This is a genomic window from Mesorhizobium sp. M0778, assembly GCF_040320105.1.
Taxonomy (GTDB): Bacteria; Pseudomonadota; Alphaproteobacteria; order Rhizobiales; family Rhizobiaceae; genus Mesorhizobium.
Window position 1 is genome coordinate 25193 of record NZ_JAMYPA010000023.1, and the last position, 16726, is coordinate 41918.

The window sequence follows — 16726 nt, forward strand, 5'->3', positions numbered from 1 at the left end:
GGCCCCATGCTCAAACCACAAGATCGAGCGGCTATCCGGCGGTCTTCGTCTCCGGAGCGGCCGCGACCGCCTTGTCATCCCAGACCATCTGCCGGTAGTCGAAGCCGTATTCCAGCGTCGGCTTGACGATGCGGAAATAGGGCGACAGGTCGAAGTCGCGCGGCGTGTAGAGCGAGTGATGGCGGATGTGCAGGATTTCCTTGCGCGAATAGCTCGACTGGGCCGAGGCACGGCCGGGCGCGCGGGTAATCTCCGGCAGGATCGGGTAGCGGATCCGGCCATAGGCCTCGGCAATCAGCGAAGAGCAGATGGCGCGCGTCGGGTCGCCGGAACCGAAAGCCAGCATGCGGCGGCGCCAGCGCACCGGCACCGGCGGCGTCGGCAAGAAGTAGCGCAGCATGTCGAATATGTTCTTGAGATCGTATCTGAGACCCAGCCTGCCGATCATGAAGGCGACGACCGCTTCGCGATCGTCGGGAGCCAGGCCGCTCGCCCGGCAGATGCGGGTGTTGTAGCTGCGGTAGCGGGACAGCGGCACGGCGATGCAGCCATCGCCGAGCGTGACCTCGATCAGGCGCCGCCGCTCCGACCCGTCCTCGGGCTCCGGCAATGCATCGCCGACATAAAAGGCGGCATGCGACCAGGTCGACTGGGTGAGGTATTTGATCGCCGCCGAGATCTTCTGGTTGCCTTCGATGAGCAGGATGTCGCCCGGCTCGAGCGTGCGGCGCAGCGTTTCGGCGTCGGACGGCGTGTACGGCTCGTAGCCGGACGATTCCTCTTGCAGCCGGCCGGCAAGCCAGCGGCCAAGTCGGTCCAGAAGCGTGTCGCCGGGCTCGGTCATGCCAGACGGCGATTACCACAGGGCGACAAATTAGACCATGATCAGCCCACGCCAGGCGCGCCGGCGTCTTCGTGCGGTACCGCTATGAGATCCTCGCGCACCTTACGGGCGAGCTTCCTCGTCGAGCGCTTCGGACTGTCGCCGAAAAGCTCGGCCGCCTCGGCGAGGCAGGTTTTTTTCAGGCCCTTTTCCGAGCGCTTCAGCAGCTTGCCAAGCAACCGCGTCTCCTCAGCGGGGCCAAGCGGCTGGTCCTCGGCATCGAGAAGCGCGCGCATGACGAGCACATCGTGCAGTTCGCCGAGCCGCTCGCCCAGTTCGTCGACGGCCTTGCGCCGCGTCTTGATCGGCGTCGGCCACAGCCTGCCGAGCAGCGACAGATGCATGCCATGCGTCTTGGCCGCCTTGCGCAGATCGTGAAAATCATCGGCCGCGCCGCGCGAAGCGGCCTTGTCCAGCGCTTTCCTGGCGCGGCGCAAAGTGATGCGCGCGCCTTCGGCGAGCACGTCGGCAGCCTGCTCCGGCTGGTCGGGCAAAGCGAGCTTGTCGATGCGGACGACACCTTCCTCGCAAGCGGCAACCGCCGCGCCTATCGCAGCGTCGAGGCCCGCTCCGACATGCAGCTCATGCTGGCGCGCGACGAGCCTGTCGCGGACGGCACCGAGACCGCCGCCGGCACTTTGCTCGGGAAAGCTTGCCGCCAGCCGGTCGATTGTTTCGACCAGCGCAGTCGCCTCACGCGGACCGGCAAGCAGGGCCGCCACCTGGCGGTAGCACTGATTCTCGGTCACGCAGAATGTTTCGTCCCCGGAACGAACTAGGCGCAGTAAAGCGCGGACGTTTTTCAACCGCTTGCGGCACTTGTGCAGCGCCTGTTCGGGCCTGTCATGCGCCGCGTCCAGATGAACGAGCGCCCTGCCGATCTCCTCGGCGAGGATGCGCCTGACCTCGCCGGTCAGCGACATGCGCGGATCGATACGAAAGCTCATGCGACGATCTCCGGAATCCCCCCAAGGGCGAGCGACGCGTTGTAAAATCTCGGCTCGCCGGTGACTTCGCGGCCGAGCCAATCTGGCAGCATTTCGTCCGGTACATCCTCCTGCGTCTCGAGCTCGGCGATCACCAACCCCGCAAGCGTCCCGCCGAAGACATCGACTTCGTAGAGATAGCCGCGGTGTCTAACATGGTGGCGTGTCTTCTCGATGACACGTCCGATGGCAAAGGCCTGCATCTCTTGCGCCTCCGCCAAAGGCACCGGATATTCGAATTCATCGCGCTCGCGGGCCTGGCTGCCGAACTTGAGCGTCAGCTTGGCAGCGGCATCATTGCTGATGCGCACACGCACCGTGCGGGTAGGCTCGGCGACAAGATAGAATTGACGGATATGAATGTCCGCCTTGACCATTCCCCGCCATTCCTCACCTGAGACCAGGAATTTACGCTCGATTTCCTTGCCCATGGCGAGGCACTAAAGCGCGCACGGCCAGAGTTGGCAAGCCGCTTGACCGCAGTTGACTTTAATCATTCGATTGATTAAAGTATAGACCATGATCAAATCGCCCAGTGCCAGCGGCCTTCCTCATGAAGCGCCCAAGACTGCCGCGGATATGACGCGGACGGCCCTCGTGCGCGCGGCGCTGAAGCTGTTCGGACGCCAGGGTTTCGACGGCACGTCGACGCGCCAGATCGCGGCTGAGGCCAAGGCCAATATCGGCTCGATCGCCTATCATTTCGGCGGCAAGGAAGGGCTCCGCAACGCGGCGGCCGACTACATCGTAGACACCATCCAGACCATTGCGGGCCAGGCGATCGGCAATCTGCAAGCGCCGCCCGCGGCATTGGCGGACACCGAGGCCGCGCGGGCACATTTAGCCGTCGCACTGGAGCGGATGGTCGCCTTCATCGCGGCAAGGCCGGAAGCCGGCGAGATTGTACAGTTCGTCCTGCGTGAGCTGTCGCATCCAACCGCCGCGCTCGACCGTATCTATGACGGCGTGTTCGAACCGGCGCATCACCGGCTCTGCCTGATCTGGGAACAGTCGACGGGCGAGCCGGCCGAGAGCGAGCGCACTAAACTCACCGTATTCACGCTGATTGGCCAGGTCGTCTATTTCCGCATCGGCCGCGAGGCGGTTATGCGCCGGATGGGCTGGCGCGAGATCGGCGATGACGAGGCCGGCAAGATCGCGGCAACAGTAACCGACAATCTCAGCGCGATTTTAGCTCGGCGCGATTTGGCTGTCCGGAAGGATCGTGGATCATGAGCCTGCTCTGTTCTTTGCCGCTTGCCGCCCAGCTTTTCAGCGCCTGCGCGCCGGCAGCACCGCTCGCCGTCGGCTACGTCGAGGGCGATTATGTGCTGCTGGCGCCGATCGAGGTGGCCCAGGTCGAGACGATTGCGGTCAAGCGCGGCGACCGCGTAGCGCCCGGCACGCCGGTGGTGACGCTGGAAAACGCCGACGCCAAGATCGCCATCGCGCAGGCCGAGGCGGCCCTCGCGCAGGCCCAGGCGCAACTTGCCGACCTGCAGGTCGGCAAGCGGCCGGAAGAGATTGCAGTGCTCAGGGCGCAGGTCGACATGGCCAAAGCGCAGGCCGCCGACGCCAAACGCAGATACAGCCGCGCCAGCGATCTGTTCAAACGCGGCACCGGCACGCAGGCCGATTATGATACGGCTTCCGCGGCGCTGGAGACGGCCAACGCGCAGGTCGGCCAGGCGGAAGCCAATCTCGCTGTCGGCGGCCTGCCGGCACGGCCGGAGACGATCAAGGCCGCCGACAATCAGGTCAGGCAGGCGCAATCGGCGCTGGAGCAAGCGCAATGGCGACTGTCGAAGCGTGTGCTCACGGCGCCCTCGCCCGGCAGGGTCAACGATGTCATCCGCTATCCCGGCGATACAGCCGGGCCGACCGCGCCGGTCATCTCCATACTGCCGGACGGCGCAGTGAAGCTCAGCGTCTATGTGCCGGAAAGCGCGTTCTCCTCGGTCGAGGTCGGCACGCTGCTCAACGTCCATTGCGATGGTTGCGGATCGGGCGTGAAGGCACGCGTCAGCTATGTGTCGCCGGATCCGGAATTCACGCCGCCGGTGATCTACTCGCTCGAGACCCGGCAAAAGCTGGTCTATCTGGTCGAAGCGCGGCCGGAAGGCGACGCCAGCGCATTGCAGCCCGGGCAGATCGTCGACGTCGATCTGGCGGACATCGGAAAATGAACGTCATCGACGTGCACGGCCTGGTCAAACGCTTCGGCGACAAGACTGTCGTCGACCATGTGACGATGACCGTGGCCGAGGGCGAGATCGTCGGCTTCCTCGGGCCGAACGGCTCGGGCAAAACGACGACCATCCGCATCATGTGCGGCTTGCTGACGCCCGATGAGGGTGAAGGCACGGTTCTGGGCTTCAACATCCGCACCGACAGCCTGCGGATCAAGCGCGAAGTCGGCTACATGACGCAGAGATTCTCGTTCTACGAAGACCTCACCATCGGCGAGAATCTCGAATTCGTGGCACGGCTCTACCGGCTGAAGCCGCTCGACGAACATGTGGCCAAGACGCTTGAGGAGCTCGGCCTGACATCACGCAGAAACCAACTGGCCGGCACCTTGTCCGGCGGCTGGAAGCAGCGGCTGGCGCTGGCCGCCTGCATCATGCACAAGCCGAAACTGCTGCTGCTCGACGAACCGACGGCTGGCGTCGACCCGAAGGCGCGGCGCGAATTCTGGGACGAGATCCACCGGCTGGCGAGCGGCGGGCTGACCGTGCTGGTCTCCACCCATTACATGGACGAGGCCGAGCGCTGCCACCGCATCAGCTACATCTCCTATGGCAAGATGCTGGCCACCGGCACGGTTGAGGACGTGGTGAGGAATGCCGGGCTGACCACCTTCGTCCTGCAAGGGCCGCGGCTCGATCAGGTCGCTGCCGCACTTCATGGCCGCCCAGGCGTCGACCAGGTGGCGCCGTTCGGCGCGACGCTGCATGTAGTCGGCTCCGACAGGACGGCGCTTCAGGCAGCGCTCGCCGACGTCGAGAAAGACCACAAGGGCGTCAGGGTCTCGCCCGGCGAGACCAGCCTGGAGGATGTGTTCATCCAGTTCATGTCCGGTTCGAAGGACAATATGGGATGAAGAACGGGATAAACAGCGTCTTTTCCTTCGCCAGGCTCGGTGCGCTGCTGATCAAGGAGTTCATCCAGATGCGGCGCGACCGCATCACCTTCGCCATGATGCTGGGCGTGCCGCTGATGCAGCTGGTGCTGTTCGGCTATGCCATCAACAACGATCCGAAGAGCCTGCCGGCAGCGCTGGTGGCGATGAGCAGCGATCCTTACACGCGAGCCATGGTTTCGGCGCTGCAGACCACCGGCTATTACCGCTTCGACCATGTCGCGCAAAGTGCCGCCGAAGCCGAATTCCTGATGGCGCGCGGCGACGTTGCCTTCGTCGTCACCATTCCCGCCGATTTCGCCCGACGGGTCGAGCGTGGCGACAGCCCGCAGATCCTGATCGAGGCGGATGCGACCGACCCGGCCGTCGCCAGCGGCGCCATCTCGACGCTCGGCACCGTTGCCAACCAGGCGCTGCTCAGGGCGCGCGGCATGCAGGAGACAGCGGCCGAAGCTGCCCGGGGCCAGCTCCAGGTCGTAGTGCACCGGCGCTACAATCCGGAAGCCGTATCGCAATACAACATCGTGCCCGGCCTGCTCGGCGTCATCCTGCAGATGACGATGGTAATGATGACCTCGATCGCGCTGACGCGTGAGACCGAGCGCGGCACGATGGAGAACCTTCTGGCGATGCCGTCCAGCCCGCTCGAGATCATGCTGGGCAAGGTGCTGCCCTATCTGGCGGTCGGCGCCGTGCAGGTGCTGGTGGTGCTGGCAGCCTCGAAGCTTCTGTTCGCCATCCCCTTCACCGGATCGATGTCTCTGCTGTTGACGGCCGTCCTGATCTTCGTGCTGGCGCTGGTGCTGCTCGGCTACACGATCTCGACGATTGCCCGCACGCAGATGCAGGCACTGCAGCTCACCTTCTTCTTCTTCCTGCCGTCGATCATGCTGTCCGGTTTCATGTTCCCCTATCGCGGCATGCCGGACTGGGCGCAGATTTTCGGCGAGGTGCTGCCGCTGACGCATTTCCTGCGCATCATCCGCGCGGTGATGCTGAAGGGCGCCGAGCTGCCGGCGGTGGCAACGGAGATCGGCTGGCTGGTGGTGTTCGTGGCGCTGTTCGCCGGCGTGGCGCTGGTGCGGTTCCGCCGGACGCTGGATTAGGGTCGAACTCGGTCCGCTTGTGCAAATGACCGAGATTCACACCGACTTGGCCTGACCCGGGACCGGCGTCAATTCAGGCGCATTGAGGCCTTCGAACGGATCGCGCCAAGCGTCGATTTCTTCAAGCTGCCGATACCAGCGGCCGACAGAAGGATAATCATCGAGCGGCAATCTGGCGACATCGTTGAAAGGCAGAAACGTCGCCATTCGAAAGTCGGCATAGGAAACCGAATTTCCGACCAGCCAGTCTCGCTGGGAAAGCTCGGCATCAAGTATTGCGGCGGCGGTGCTGAAGTCGCTCAGACCTTCCTCAACCCGCGCCTGATCGATCGGGCCGATCCCATAGCGCTGTTTGGTTCCGCGTTCGAAATGCACGACATCGCAGGCTCTTGCGAAGTTCTCTTTCCCCCAACTCAGCCATCGGATCATCTCGGGCTCGTCGTCGCCAGCGCGCCAGAAATCCGAATGCGTGTCGCGTGAAAACCGGCAGGCTATGGCGTCGGCCTCCCAGAGGCTTTTTCCCAAGCCCACAAGGATAGGCAATGAAAGATTTGGATTGAGCGGCCGAAAGCGCTCGGCCTGCCCCGGAGCGAAGGGAGAGGCGAATTCGAACTCGACCTTGGCTTTGAGATACCGTGCCACCGCGACCGCGAGGCGAGGATTGGGATTGCGGCTGAAAAACAGTTTCATTGATCTCAGTCTTTGAAGGGTACCGGTTCGACCGGGCGCAACGGACACTCAAGCACCTCGAATCGGCACATGACCTGGAACTGGTTGCTATCCTAGCCGGCAGCAATGATCTCGGCATAGGTGCTGAGATCGACATTGCCACCGGAGAGCACTACGGCAATGCATTTCCCGGCAAGGTCGATTTCGCCTGATGACAGCGCGGCCAAGCCGACGCAACCGCCAGGTTCGACCACCAGCTTCAGGCAAGCCATCGCATCGCGCATCGCCTGTGCCACCGCCTTGTCGGAAACGGCGATGGCGCCGGCGAGATTCTTGCGGTTGATCTCGAAAGTGATCGCGCCCGGCTCAGCGACGAGAAGGGCATCGCAGATCGAGGTGTGGCTGGGCGCGTTCGACACCCTGGCGCCTTTGATCAGCGAGCGGCGTGTGTCATCGAAATGCTCGGGTTCCACGGCCCAGACGGCGGTGCCCGGTGAGGCGTCCTTGACCGCTATCGAAATGCCGCTGCTCAACCCGCCGCCGCCGCAGGGGACCACCACCGCATCGAGGCTGACGCCAAGCGCGCTTGCTTGGCGCATCAATTCGAGGCCGATCGTGCCTTGGCCGGCGACGATGGCCGGATCGTCGTAAGGCGGCACCAGGACCATGCCCTTTTCCACGTAAGAACGGACGACGGCAGTGCGATCGTCGCGGACCCGGTCGAAGGTGATCACTTCCGCGCCCATCTTCCTGACATTGCCGACCTTCATCGCCGGCGCATCGGTGGGCATGGCGATGACGGCCTTGACGCCGAACATCGCCGCCGAGGCAGCGACGCCTTGCGCGTGATTACCCGACGAGAAGGCGACGACGCCACGACTGCGCTCTTCGTTGCTCAGTGAAGACAGTTTGTTATACGCGCCGCGGAACTTGAAGGAGCCGGTGCGCTGCAACGTCTCGGGCTTGAACAGGATCCTGGCGCCGAAGCGCTTGTTCAACTCCGGCGATTCGATCAGCGGCGTTTCGACGATCAGGCCGGACAATCGCGCTGCTGCGCTGCGGATATCGGCGATGCCGGGAGGGGTGATCATGGCGAGGTCCTGCAAGAAATGAGACCGCCTATGGTGCACGGAAAGGGAGGCCGCGCACCAATGAAAAAATGTGACGGTTACAATTCGTCTTGCAGGCAGGAGAGGAGCGTGCCTGCCACCTGCCGCCTCCTCGTCTCTCCGCCATGCGGTCGTCGCTTCAATCGACAAATCGTTGCCGATTGACCGGCTTGGCCGCCGCTCCTCACCCCAACAGCGTCTTTTGCCGTTTGGGACCGCCCATCTTACGCCAGGTGTTGAAGCGGTGGGTGGCGGCGGCGAAGGAGATCTTCATCTGCTGGGCGACCGAATAGCGCGACTTGCCCTCGTCGAACAGGCGATAGCAGCACTCGACACCCTCCTCAGTCAACTTGCCATCGGGAGCCTTGTTGTGCGGATTGGCGGGATCGAATTTTTCGACCTGCTGCTCGACCAGGCCTTTCAGGCGCTGCAGATCCGCCTCGATGTTGGCGATCAGGTCGAGGACTGGTTTGGGATCAAACGGCTGCTGTTTTTCCGGCATCTGCGGGTTCCTTTCTCTTGGTTCAGATTCGGTTATATAAGTGAACGTTCACCGATAGCAAACGACGACCTGCTCGGGGTTTCGAAATCTGTAGCTTTTGAGCATGAGTGGAGCACGCACGATTGACCGGCGACGTGCAAGGTCATAGTTTAGAACTATTCTAAACTAGGGTGAATTTCTCATGCTTTCCCGCGTTTTCGGCCTCGGCCGCCGTTCCTTTGAATCGCTCTCGGAACAGGAGATCCTGGCGCTCGCCATCTCCTCCGAGGAGGATGACGGGCGCATCTATCGCGCCTATGCCGACGGGCTGGCGGAAAGCTTTCCGCAATCGGCCAAAGTGTTCGAAGAGATGGCGGAGGAAGAGGACGGCCATCGCGATTCACTGATCGAGCTTTACCGCAAGCGTTTCGGCGAGCGGATACCGCTGATCCGGCGCGAACATGTGAAGGGTTATTACGAGCGCAAACCGGACTGGCTGGTGAGGCCGCTCGGCGTCGATCATGTGCGCAGCCAAGCCGAGGCCATGGAGCGGCAGGCCTACCTGTTCTATGTCGAGGCGGCCAAGCGCACAGGCGATGCGTCGACGCGAAAGCTGCTCGACGATCTGGCGATCGCAGAACAGGGCCACGAGACACTGGCGCAGCGGCTCGAACAAAAGCATGTGCCGGGCGCGGTCAAGGACGAAGAGGCGGCGGCCGAGCAGCGCCAGTTCATCCTGACCTACGTACAACCGGGGCTGGCGGGGCTGATGGATGGGTCGGTGTCAACACTGGCGCCGATCTTTGCCGCCGCCTTTGCCACGCACGACACGTTCCAGACCTTTCTGGTCGGGCTTGCTGCCTCGATCGGCGCCGGCATCTCGATGGGTTTCACCGAAGTGGCCTCCGACGACGGTAAGTTGTCGGGCCGCGGCTCGCCGGCAAAACGCGGTCTGACCGTCGGCGTCATGACAACGCTGGGCGGGCTCGGCCATGCGCTGCCCTATCTCATCCCGCTTTTCTGGACGGCGACCATTGTCGCCGCCGTGGTGGTTTTCTTCGAGCTGTGGGCGATCGCCTTCGTGCAGAACCGCTATATGCAGACGCCATTCTGGCGCGCCGCCTTCCAGGTGGTGCTGGGTGGCGCGCTGGTGTTTGCGGCAGGGGTGCTGATCGGGAATGCATAGCAGCCCCTATCCGTTCACCACCCGGCTGTCTGCTGGCGCCTCGGCGCGTTCGGTCAGGCCGTAGTCGCGCACGACGTGGGCGATGCGCAAACAATAGTCGGCAAAGATACCGCCGCGCCCGGCTTTCTGGGCCTGCCGATGTTCCTGCGTGTTGCGCCAGGCCTTCACCGCTTCCTCGTCGCGCCAGAAGGACAGCGACAGGATGCGGTTCGGATCGGCAAGGCTCTGGAAGCGCTCGATCGACAGGAAACCGTCGATGCCGTCGAGCAGCGGCCGCAGGTCGGCGGCGATGCCGAGGTAGGCTTCGCGCTTGCCCGCCGCCGGCTCGACCTCGAAGATGACGGCGATCATGGCTTCACCAAAGGACCATGCGGCGCGGAGGCCAGCTTGAGGAAGATGCGATCCTCCTTCAGGATGAATTTTTCCCGCCGGGCGAACTCGTAATTCGCCTTGCCGGCGGGATCGGCGGCGAGCCGGGCGCGGTAGACTTCGTAGGCCGCAAGACTGTCGATGTTGTAGGCGGCATAAGCCGTGGTGGCCGAGCCTTCGTGCGGCGCGAAATAGCCGATCAGATCGGCGCCGCAGCGCGGGATCGCCTGCCCCCAATTGCGGGCATATTCCTCGAACGCCGCCTTGCCGAACGGATCGATCTCGTAGCGGATGAAGCAGGTAATGGTCATTTTCGCCTCCTTGGCGGGTGGATGTTTCTTGCGACCACAGTTCGAGCCGGGTCGAAACGTTCCGAAGATCGATATGCTAGGCAATCCCTCGCTGATCATGCCTGCCAGAAGGATTTCGCGTATTCGCGACGGACGTCTTCGGGTGTCAGGCCAAGGTCACGCAGCAGATGATCGTCGATTTCGGCGAGATCGAGGCGCTGCGAATGACGGTCGTACCACCGCTTCAGGAGCCACAGCCGCAAGCGGCGCAAGACAATTAACGGGAACGGCCGGCGAGCAGGCGCGGCGCTGAAAATGGTCCTTGCAGGCATCGTCGTCTCCTTGATTTGCATCGAGATTAATGCTTGTCTGACGAGGATGCTTCGATGAGGAACGAACTATGCGCGAAGGCCCTGACATAGCCCGCATTGCCAGCCTGGTCGGCGATCCGGCGCGGGCAAACATGCTGTCCGCACTGATGGGCGGCACAGCACTGACGGCGAGCGAACTGGCACTCGAAGCCGGCGTGTCGCTTCCGACAGCGAGCTCCCATCTATCGAAGCTGATGGAAGGCGGGCTGCTGACGCTGGCGAGCCAGGGACGGCACCGCTATTACGGCCTCGCCGGCCCGCAGGTGGCAGGAATGATCGAAGCCATCACCGGCGTCGCTGCTGCTGTCGGGCCGCAGAGGGTGCGACCCGGCCCTCGCGACGCGGCCATGCGCGTGGCGCGGGTCTGCTACGACCACCTCGCCGGCGAGCAGGCGGTGGCGATGCTGGACCGTCTTGTCGCTCGACAAGTGCTCCTGCGCGACGACAAGGAGATCCAGCTTGGGCCGTCGGCCGCCTCGCATTTCGCCGCGATCGGCATCGACATCCATACCAAAGCGCGGCGACCGGTGTGCCGGGCGTGCCTCGACTGGAGCGTGCGGCGTTCGCACCTTGCCGGCACGCTGGGCGCCGCCATTCTCGACAAGATCCTCGCCGAGAAATGGGCGCGGCGCGAGAAGGACAGCCGTGCCGTGATCTTTTCACCGGCAGGCAAGCAGGCCTTCGAGAACACGTTTCTCGCCTGACAGATCGCTTCGACGCGCTAGTACGCATTCGTCGTTTCACGGAAACGCCGAACCGCTCTGTCTTTTTGTTTTGACGCAATTCCGGGCGGAAAACCTTTTCATACTTTTCCTGGAATTGCTTTAAAGCGCGTCGCGTTCGACCGGCCTCATGCGATGCGCTTTAGGTCCTTGTTTTGATGCATGTCGTTATCGCAAAACCGCTGCACACTTTTGCGCGACATGCACTAGTCGCGCTTGAGCAGCTTGGCCTGCTTGAAAAAATCCGCCCAGGGGTCGGCTTGCCCGAGCCGCTTCAGCGTCGTCTTGTCGCCGATCGGAAAGGCGTTGGGCGGCAATCCGGCCTCGATCTCCGCCCAGGTCACCGGCATCGATACCGTGGCGCCCTTTTTGGCGCGCGACGAATAGGGGGCGACGGTGGTGGCGCCGCGGCCGTTGCGCAGATAATCGACGAAAATCCTGCCCGTGCGTGCCTTCTTCGACAGCGTCGCCGTGTAGCGGTCGGGTGCGGCCTGTTCGAGCGCTCGGGCGAACTCATGGGCGAAGCCCTTGACCTCGTCCCAATCCGCCGACGGCTTCAGCGGCACGACGACGTGGTAGCCCTTGCCGCCCGAGGTCTTGACGAAATTCGGCAGGGACAGTTCGTCGAGCCGGCCGCGGATGTCGAGTGCCGCCGCGCGCACCGCCTTCACGTCGACGCCCTCGTCGGGATCGAGATCGAAGATGATCTGGTCGGGCTTTTCCAGCTCGTCGGTGGTCGAGCCCCAAATATGGATCTCGACGACGCCCAGTTGCACCAGTGCCACGAGACCGTCGAAATCGCGGATGAACAATATCTCCTCGCCGTCGGTCGGATCCTTCATCACGGCGATCTTGTCGTGCATGCCGGCCGAGGCATGCTTCTGGAAGAAGCGTTGGCCGCCGACGCCGTCCGGCGCCCGCACGAGGCTGAGCGGCCGATTGATGACGAACTGCTTCATGCGCGGCCAGACCAGCGCGTAGTGATCGACCAGATCCTGCTTCGATACGTTCTCCTCGGGCCACAGAAGCTTGTCAGGGCGGGACAGCGTAACCGAGGTTTTCGCCGCGCCTGCGGTTTTGGTGGGCTTTGGCTTCGGCTCTGCCGTGGCTGAGCGTGCTTTCGGTTTCTCCTGCACGACTTCCTCCGCCGGCTTGTCCTCGCGCAATCCCTGGAAGGACGCATGGCGTATTATACGGTCCGACGTCCAACTGCGAAACTCCACTTCGCCGACAAGTTCGGGCTTGACCCAGACCAGCCCCTTGCCCCTTGGCACCGCGCTGTCGAAGGGCGAGGTTGTCGTCTTCAGCGCATCAAGCCTTTTCTTCAACTCGTTGGTGCTTTTGGCCGTGAAGCCGGTGCCGACGCGGCCGGCATAGCGCAGCTTGCCGCCCTCGTGATAGCCGACCAGCAGCGAGCGCAGGCCACGCCCGGTCTTGTCCGACGGCATGTAGCCGCCGATGACGAATTCCTGGCGCGCCGTGCATTTCGACTTCACCCACGAGGGAACACGCCCGCTGCGGTAGGGCGCATCGGCACGCTTGGAGACGACGCCTTCGAGGCCCAGGCGGCAAGCATGCTCCAGCATGATCTTGCCGGGCTCGGCAAAGTGGTCGCTGAAGCGCACGGCCTGCTCTTCGGTCTGTCCGGCGAGCAGGCTGCGCAGCCTTTCCTTGCGCTCGACCAGCGGCTCGGAACGGATGTCTTGACCATTGAGCTGCAACAGGTCGAAGACATAGTAGATGAAACGGTCCGTACGGCCCGCCGACAGATCTTGCTGAAGCAGCGAAAAGGACGACACGCCATTATCCGCCAGCACGACGATTTCGCCGTCGATGACGGCATCGGTACATTTCAGGCCGCCAAGTGCCGCGATAATTGAGCCACCAAATTTGTGGGTCCAGTCGAGGCCGGTGCGTGTCAAAAGCCGCACCTCGGTACCGGCAAGCTGCGCCTGCATGCGATAGCCGTCGAACTTCACCTCATGCAGCCAGTCCTTACCGGGCGGGGCGTCCCGCTCCAGCGTGGCGAGCGCCGGCTCGACGAATTCGAGCCGCCTTGCCGCGACAGCCTTCGCTTTGCCGGCGGCCGGCCTGTCGGACTGCCAGACGCTTGGCTTCTTGCCGTCGGCGGTCTTGCCTTCGCCGACCTCCTCGATGGTCAGGCCGGATTTCACCGATTGCGGCGCCTCCTGCAAAATGTCCTCACCGGGACGCGCGGCGGCATCGTCGGACTTGATCAGCAGCCAGTTGTCGCGTTTTTCGCCGGGCCGCGGCTTCAGCCGCACCAGATGCCAGGCGCCATGCAATTTGTGGCCATGCAGTTCGAAATTGATATGGCCTTTCTTCATCCCTTTGGCAGGGTCGCCTTCGGGGACCCACGTGCCTTCGTCCCAGACAATGACCGAGCCGCCGCCATATTGGCCCTTGGGGATGGTGCCTTCGAACGGCGCATAGTCGATCGGGTGGTCCTCGACATGCACGGCGAGCCGCTTCTCATGCGGGTCGAGGCTCGGGCCTCGCGTCACCGCCCAGCTCCACAGCACGCCGCCATGCTCAAGGCGAAGGTCGTAGTGAAGCCTGGTGGCGGCATGCTTGTGGATGACGAAAATGCCACCCGGCACGGCTTTCTTGCCGCGCGCGAGCTTACCGGCCGGTTCGGCGGTCTTCTTGAAATCGCGCTTGGCGTGATATTGCTCGAGGCCGGCCATGGTCTGATCCTAAGCCGATTTGCGCCGGGCGGCTTTGGGCTTGGCGGCTTTTGCCGGGCGTCTGGCCTTTGCCGGCGGGCTGGCCTCCGACGAAAGGCTCTTCTTCAGTGCATCGAAGAGATTGACGACGTTGGAGGGCCGCGGTTCTGCCTTGGTCTTCGGTGCCTTCTTGCCGGCCTTCTTGGCGCGGACCAGCTCGATCAGCGCGTTTTCGTATTTGTCCTCGAATTCGGAAGGATCGAACTTCGCCTGTTTCTCATCGACAATGTGTTCGGCCAGCCTGATCATCTCGGCGTCGGTCTTCACCGGCTTGATGTCGCCGAACACCATCTCCGGCCTGCGAACCGTATCGCCATAGCGCAGCGTCGTCAGCAGCAGGCCCTTCTCCAGCGGCTCGATGACCACCGGACGCTCGCGGCGGTAGAGCACGATGCGGGCAAGGCCCGCCGTCTTCTTGGCGGCCATGGCGTCGCGGATGACGGCAAAAGCCTCTTCCGAGACATCGTCCGCAGGCGTCATATAATAGGGCGTGTCGAGATAGATCTGCTGGATCGAAGATTTTTCGATGAACCCGTCGAGGCTCATCGTATGCGAGGATTCGATCTGGACGGCTTCGATCTCCTCCTCCTCGATTTGGACGAAATCGCCGTCGCCGATCTCGTAGCCCTTGATCTCGTCGCCTTCATCGAGCGGCTTGCCGCTTGCCGAATCGACATAGACGCGCCTGACAGTGTTGCCAGTCTTGCGGTTGAGCACGCGGAACGAAACTTTTTCGGCCTGGGTGACGACATTGGTCACTTCGACCGCGCAGGTGACCAGCGAAAGCTTGAGGTACCCTCTCCAGGCGGGGCGCGGCGCCATGACAAACTCCCTGCGCGACAACGTTCAACCGAGAACGGGCAAAGTCCGTTCCGGTTCCGGCGGCGCAAAAGGCAAGTCCGGGCTTTCGGCCCAGCCTTGCCTGAACTCCATTCTCGATCGCGGCCCTACTCGGCGGCTTGCAGGTTGATCTTGCTTTCCGCCATCTCGGTAAGCTTGCGGTCGGTTGCCTGTTCCTCCTTGAGGTTGTTGGCCAACACATTGGCGCAGTCGCTGCGGCCCAGTTGCTTGGCCCAGGCAATCAAGGTGCCGTAACGGGTCATCTCATAATGCTCGACCGCCTGGGCGGACGCGATCAGTGCAGCGTCGAGGACCTCCTTGTCGGCGATGTCGCCGCTGACCTCATCGGCCTCTTCGAGAATGCCATCGATGGCCGGGCAGTCGACTTCCTTGGCCTTCACGCCGTGCAGCTCGAACACCTGCTCGACACGCTGAATATGACCCTTGGTCTGGGCGAGATGCTTCTCAAAGCCGGCTTTCAACTGCGGATCACTCGCCTTGTCGATCATCTTCGGCAGCGATTTCTCGATCTGTTTCTCGGCGTAATAAATGTCGCGCAGCGTGTGCACGAAGAGATCGTCGAGTGTTTTGATGTCCTTCGAAAAGAAGCCCATGGCCTTTGCCTTTCCATTGCTCTTGCTGTTTCGGATTTTTGGCTGCGGCTCCAGCCGGAAGCTGCAGCCCGCGCAGCCGGTTCGTCCCGGCACTGGGAAATCAACGTGCGGCTGACGGGCGGGTTCCTGGTTTTTCGACCACGTGCACGGAAATTTCGCCGTGGCAGCAAAAGTGAAACAAACGCGCGCCTCGGCGACATTCAGGCGAAACATATGTGATGCAAAAGTCACACTGGGCGAAATGCCGACGGACAGCACGGAAACACCGCGAATCAGCCGCATTGCAGCCATGAACAAAGGCATTTTCGACCAGAGATTAACATCGCGTTCACCGACTATTCACGCCTGGACGCTATGATCCCCGCAATTCGGAAGGGACATCCGAAACGGGACAGGGACCGAGTAAAATGAGCTTCTGGAATCAAATCGCCGGCTATGCCGCCGCCATTCGCGAATTCGTCGCGCCGACCTATCGGCCCGAGCGCTATTACATGCGCGGCCCAGGCCCCGCCTGCGCGCGCCGTGGCAACACGCTTGGGATCAGCGTGCACTGATGATGACCAGGGAAAGCCGTCACGACAGCCGTATCTGCCGGCCCGACGCCGACAACCGGTCAACGACCTATCGCGCCGAGCGCCCTGCGCTGACCGACAGACGGCGGGCGACAACGCCAAGCCTCTAACATTCCGGGCTTTGATCCAGCCGCCGGCAGGCTTAGTGTCGCCTGACACCAGCTGCCGGGCGCCACGTGATCGTCAAGCCGAACCATTCTCCTGAGCCGCCAGAATTCGAATCAAGTCGCCCGTTGATCGTATTCGACGGCGTCTGCGTGTTGTGCTCGGGTTTTGTGCGGACGGTGGTAAAGCTCGACCGCAAGGGCCACTTCCATTTCGTAACGGCGCAATCGCCGCTCGGCGAGATGCTGTTCAAGAAATACGGGCTGCAGACGGATCGCTACGAGACCAATCTCGTCATCGTCGATGGCGCGGCTTTCACACGCCTGGACAGTTTCGTTGCCGTCATGGCCGAACTCGGCTGGCCATGGCGAGCGGCGCGGATCCTGCTGTTGTTGCCGCGCCCGCTTCGCGACTGGCTCTACGATCGCATCGCAAAGAACCGCTACGCCCTGTTCGGCAAGAAGGACAATTGTGAAATCCCTTCCGCCGAGGTGAGGGCAAGATTGATCGGCTAGGCTCATCGCCGTGGCCGGG

At 62.8% G+C, this 16726-nt stretch carries 20 protein-coding genes; 8 read left to right on the top strand and 12 right to left on the bottom strand.

Annotated elements, in window-relative coordinates; genetic code table 11:
- Nucleotides 1-31 precede the first annotated feature (31 nt).
- From NKI22_RS25545 to NKI22_RS25555, 3 genes are read right to left on the bottom strand one after another with little or no spacing between them, the layout of a single operon-like run.
- Nucleotides 32-844 carry a C40 family peptidase gene (locus NKI22_RS25545; protein WP_352789088.1) on the bottom strand — a complete coding sequence of 271 codons (813 nt, stop codon included), beginning with the start codon at nucleotides 842-844 and terminating at the stop codon, nucleotides 32-34.
- 41 nt (nucleotides 845-885) lie between these two features.
- Nucleotides 886-1830, bottom strand: a complete 945-nt coding sequence (locus NKI22_RS25550) for a CHAD domain-containing protein (protein ID WP_023718868.1) — start codon at nucleotides 1828-1830, stop codon at nucleotides 886-888.
- Entirely contained in the window at nucleotides 1827-2300 is a 474-nt protein-coding gene (locus NKI22_RS25555) for a CYTH domain-containing protein (RefSeq protein ID WP_023718867.1), read from the bottom strand. The genes NKI22_RS25550 and NKI22_RS25555 overlap by 4 nt, the downstream gene beginning before the upstream one ends.
- Nucleotides 2301-2388: 88 nt before the next feature.
- Between NKI22_RS25555 and NKI22_RS25560 the strand changes: the two genes are divergently transcribed.
- The 4 genes from NKI22_RS25560 to NKI22_RS25575 are packed head-to-tail and all read left to right on the top strand — an operon-like array spanning nucleotide 2389 to nucleotide 6117.
- Complete coding sequence (locus NKI22_RS25560) at nucleotides 2389-3105, top strand: CerR family C-terminal domain-containing protein (protein ID WP_023718866.1); 717 nt, start codon at nucleotides 2389-2391, stop codon at nucleotides 3103-3105.
- A complete protein-coding gene (locus tag NKI22_RS25565) occupies nucleotides 3102-4055 on the top strand; it encodes an HlyD family secretion protein (RefSeq protein ID WP_023718865.1) in 954 nt (317 codons plus the stop codon). The genes NKI22_RS25560 and NKI22_RS25565 overlap by 4 nt, the downstream gene beginning before the upstream one ends.
- Nucleotides 4052-4972 (top strand): ABC transporter ATP-binding protein, encoded by a 921-nt coding sequence (locus NKI22_RS25570; RefSeq protein WP_023718864.1) that lies wholly within the window; start codon nucleotides 4052-4054, stop codon nucleotides 4970-4972. Before NKI22_RS25565 ends, NKI22_RS25570 begins: the two co-directional genes overlap by 4 nt.
- 8 nt (nucleotides 4973-4980) lie before the next feature.
- A complete protein-coding gene (locus NKI22_RS25575) occupies nucleotides 4981-6117 on the top strand; it encodes an ABC transporter permease (RefSeq protein ID WP_023718863.1) in 1137 nt (378 codons plus the stop codon).
- 36 nt (nucleotides 6118-6153) lie between these two features.
- Here the strand turns inward: NKI22_RS25575 and NKI22_RS25580 are convergent, their stop codons facing one another.
- From NKI22_RS25580 to NKI22_RS25590, 3 genes are all read right to left on the bottom strand, one after another.
- Nucleotides 6154-6807, bottom strand: a complete 654-nt coding sequence (locus tag NKI22_RS25580; protein WP_023718862.1) for a glutathione S-transferase family protein — start codon at nucleotides 6805-6807, stop codon at nucleotides 6154-6156.
- A 92-nt stretch (nucleotides 6808-6899) separates the two neighbouring features.
- A complete protein-coding gene (locus tag NKI22_RS25585) occupies nucleotides 6900-7877 on the bottom strand; it encodes a threonine/serine dehydratase family protein (RefSeq protein WP_352815873.1) in 978 nt (325 codons plus the stop codon).
- 202 nt (nucleotides 7878-8079) lie between these two features.
- Nucleotides 8080-8397 (bottom strand): hypothetical protein, encoded by a 318-nt coding sequence (locus NKI22_RS25590; RefSeq protein ID WP_023718860.1) that lies wholly within the window; start codon nucleotides 8395-8397, stop codon nucleotides 8080-8082.
- A 181-nt stretch (nucleotides 8398-8578) separates the two neighbouring features.
- Here NKI22_RS25590 and mbfA point away from each other — a divergent pair, with 181 nt between their 5' ends.
- Entirely contained in the window at nucleotides 8579-9562 is a 984-nt protein-coding gene (gene mbfA, locus NKI22_RS25595) for an iron exporter MbfA (protein WP_023718859.1), read from the top strand.
- A gap of 6 nt (nucleotides 9563-9568) precedes the next feature.
- Here the strand turns inward: mbfA and NKI22_RS25600 are convergent, their stop codons facing one another.
- The 3 genes from NKI22_RS25600 to NKI22_RS25610 all read right to left on the bottom strand — a co-directional run bounded on the left by NKI22_RS25600 (nucleotide 9569) and on the right by NKI22_RS25610 (nucleotide 10553).
- Nucleotides 9569-9913, bottom strand: coding sequence for an antibiotic biosynthesis monooxygenase family protein (locus NKI22_RS25600; RefSeq protein ID WP_352592326.1), 345 nt, complete (start codon nucleotides 9911-9913; stop codon nucleotides 9569-9571).
- Complete coding sequence (locus NKI22_RS25605; RefSeq protein ID WP_023718857.1) at nucleotides 9910-10242, bottom strand: NIPSNAP family protein; 333 nt, start codon at nucleotides 10240-10242, stop codon at nucleotides 9910-9912. Before NKI22_RS25605 ends, NKI22_RS25600 begins: the two co-directional genes overlap by 4 nt.
- Nucleotides 10243-10337: 95 nt before the next feature.
- Complete coding sequence (locus NKI22_RS25610; protein WP_352939235.1) at nucleotides 10338-10553, bottom strand: DUF1127 domain-containing protein; 216 nt, start codon at nucleotides 10551-10553, stop codon at nucleotides 10338-10340.
- 68 nt (nucleotides 10554-10621) lie between these two features.
- On the opposite strand from NKI22_RS25610, the gene NKI22_RS25615 reads away from it, so the two are divergent.
- The gene (locus tag NKI22_RS25615) at nucleotides 10622-11296 is read left to right on the top strand and encodes an ArsR/SmtB family transcription factor (protein ID WP_352481377.1); all 675 of its coding nucleotides are present in this window, start codon (nucleotides 10622-10624) and stop codon (nucleotides 11294-11296) included.
- Between the two features lie 224 nt (nucleotides 11297-11520).
- Here NKI22_RS25615 and ligD read toward each other — a convergent pair whose 3' ends face one another.
- The 3 genes from ligD to NKI22_RS25630 all read right to left on the bottom strand — a co-directional run bounded on the left by ligD (nucleotide 11521) and on the right by NKI22_RS25630 (nucleotide 15515).
- Nucleotides 11521-14022, bottom strand: coding sequence for a DNA ligase D (ligD, locus tag NKI22_RS25620; protein WP_352592324.1), 2502 nt, complete (start codon nucleotides 14020-14022; stop codon nucleotides 11521-11523).
- A 9-nt stretch (nucleotides 14023-14031) separates the two neighbouring features.
- Entirely contained in the window at nucleotides 14032-14883 is an 852-nt protein-coding gene (gene ku, locus NKI22_RS25625) for a non-homologous end joining protein Ku (RefSeq protein ID WP_352592321.1), read from the bottom strand.
- A 125-nt stretch (nucleotides 14884-15008) separates the two neighbouring features.
- Nucleotides 15009-15515, bottom strand: a complete 507-nt coding sequence (locus NKI22_RS25630) for a YciE/YciF ferroxidase family protein (RefSeq protein ID WP_023718852.1) — start codon at nucleotides 15513-15515, stop codon at nucleotides 15009-15011.
- 407 nt (nucleotides 15516-15922) lie between these two features.
- Between NKI22_RS25630 and NKI22_RS25635 the strand changes: the two genes are divergently transcribed.
- Nucleotides 15923-16069, top strand: a complete 147-nt coding sequence (locus NKI22_RS25635; protein ID WP_023718851.1) for a hypothetical protein — start codon at nucleotides 15923-15925, stop codon at nucleotides 16067-16069.
- A gap of 251 nt (nucleotides 16070-16320) precedes the next feature.
- Complete coding sequence (locus NKI22_RS25640; protein WP_352481375.1) at nucleotides 16321-16707, top strand: thiol-disulfide oxidoreductase DCC family protein; 387 nt, start codon at nucleotides 16321-16323, stop codon at nucleotides 16705-16707.
- Nucleotides 16708-16726: the final 19 nt, after the last annotated feature.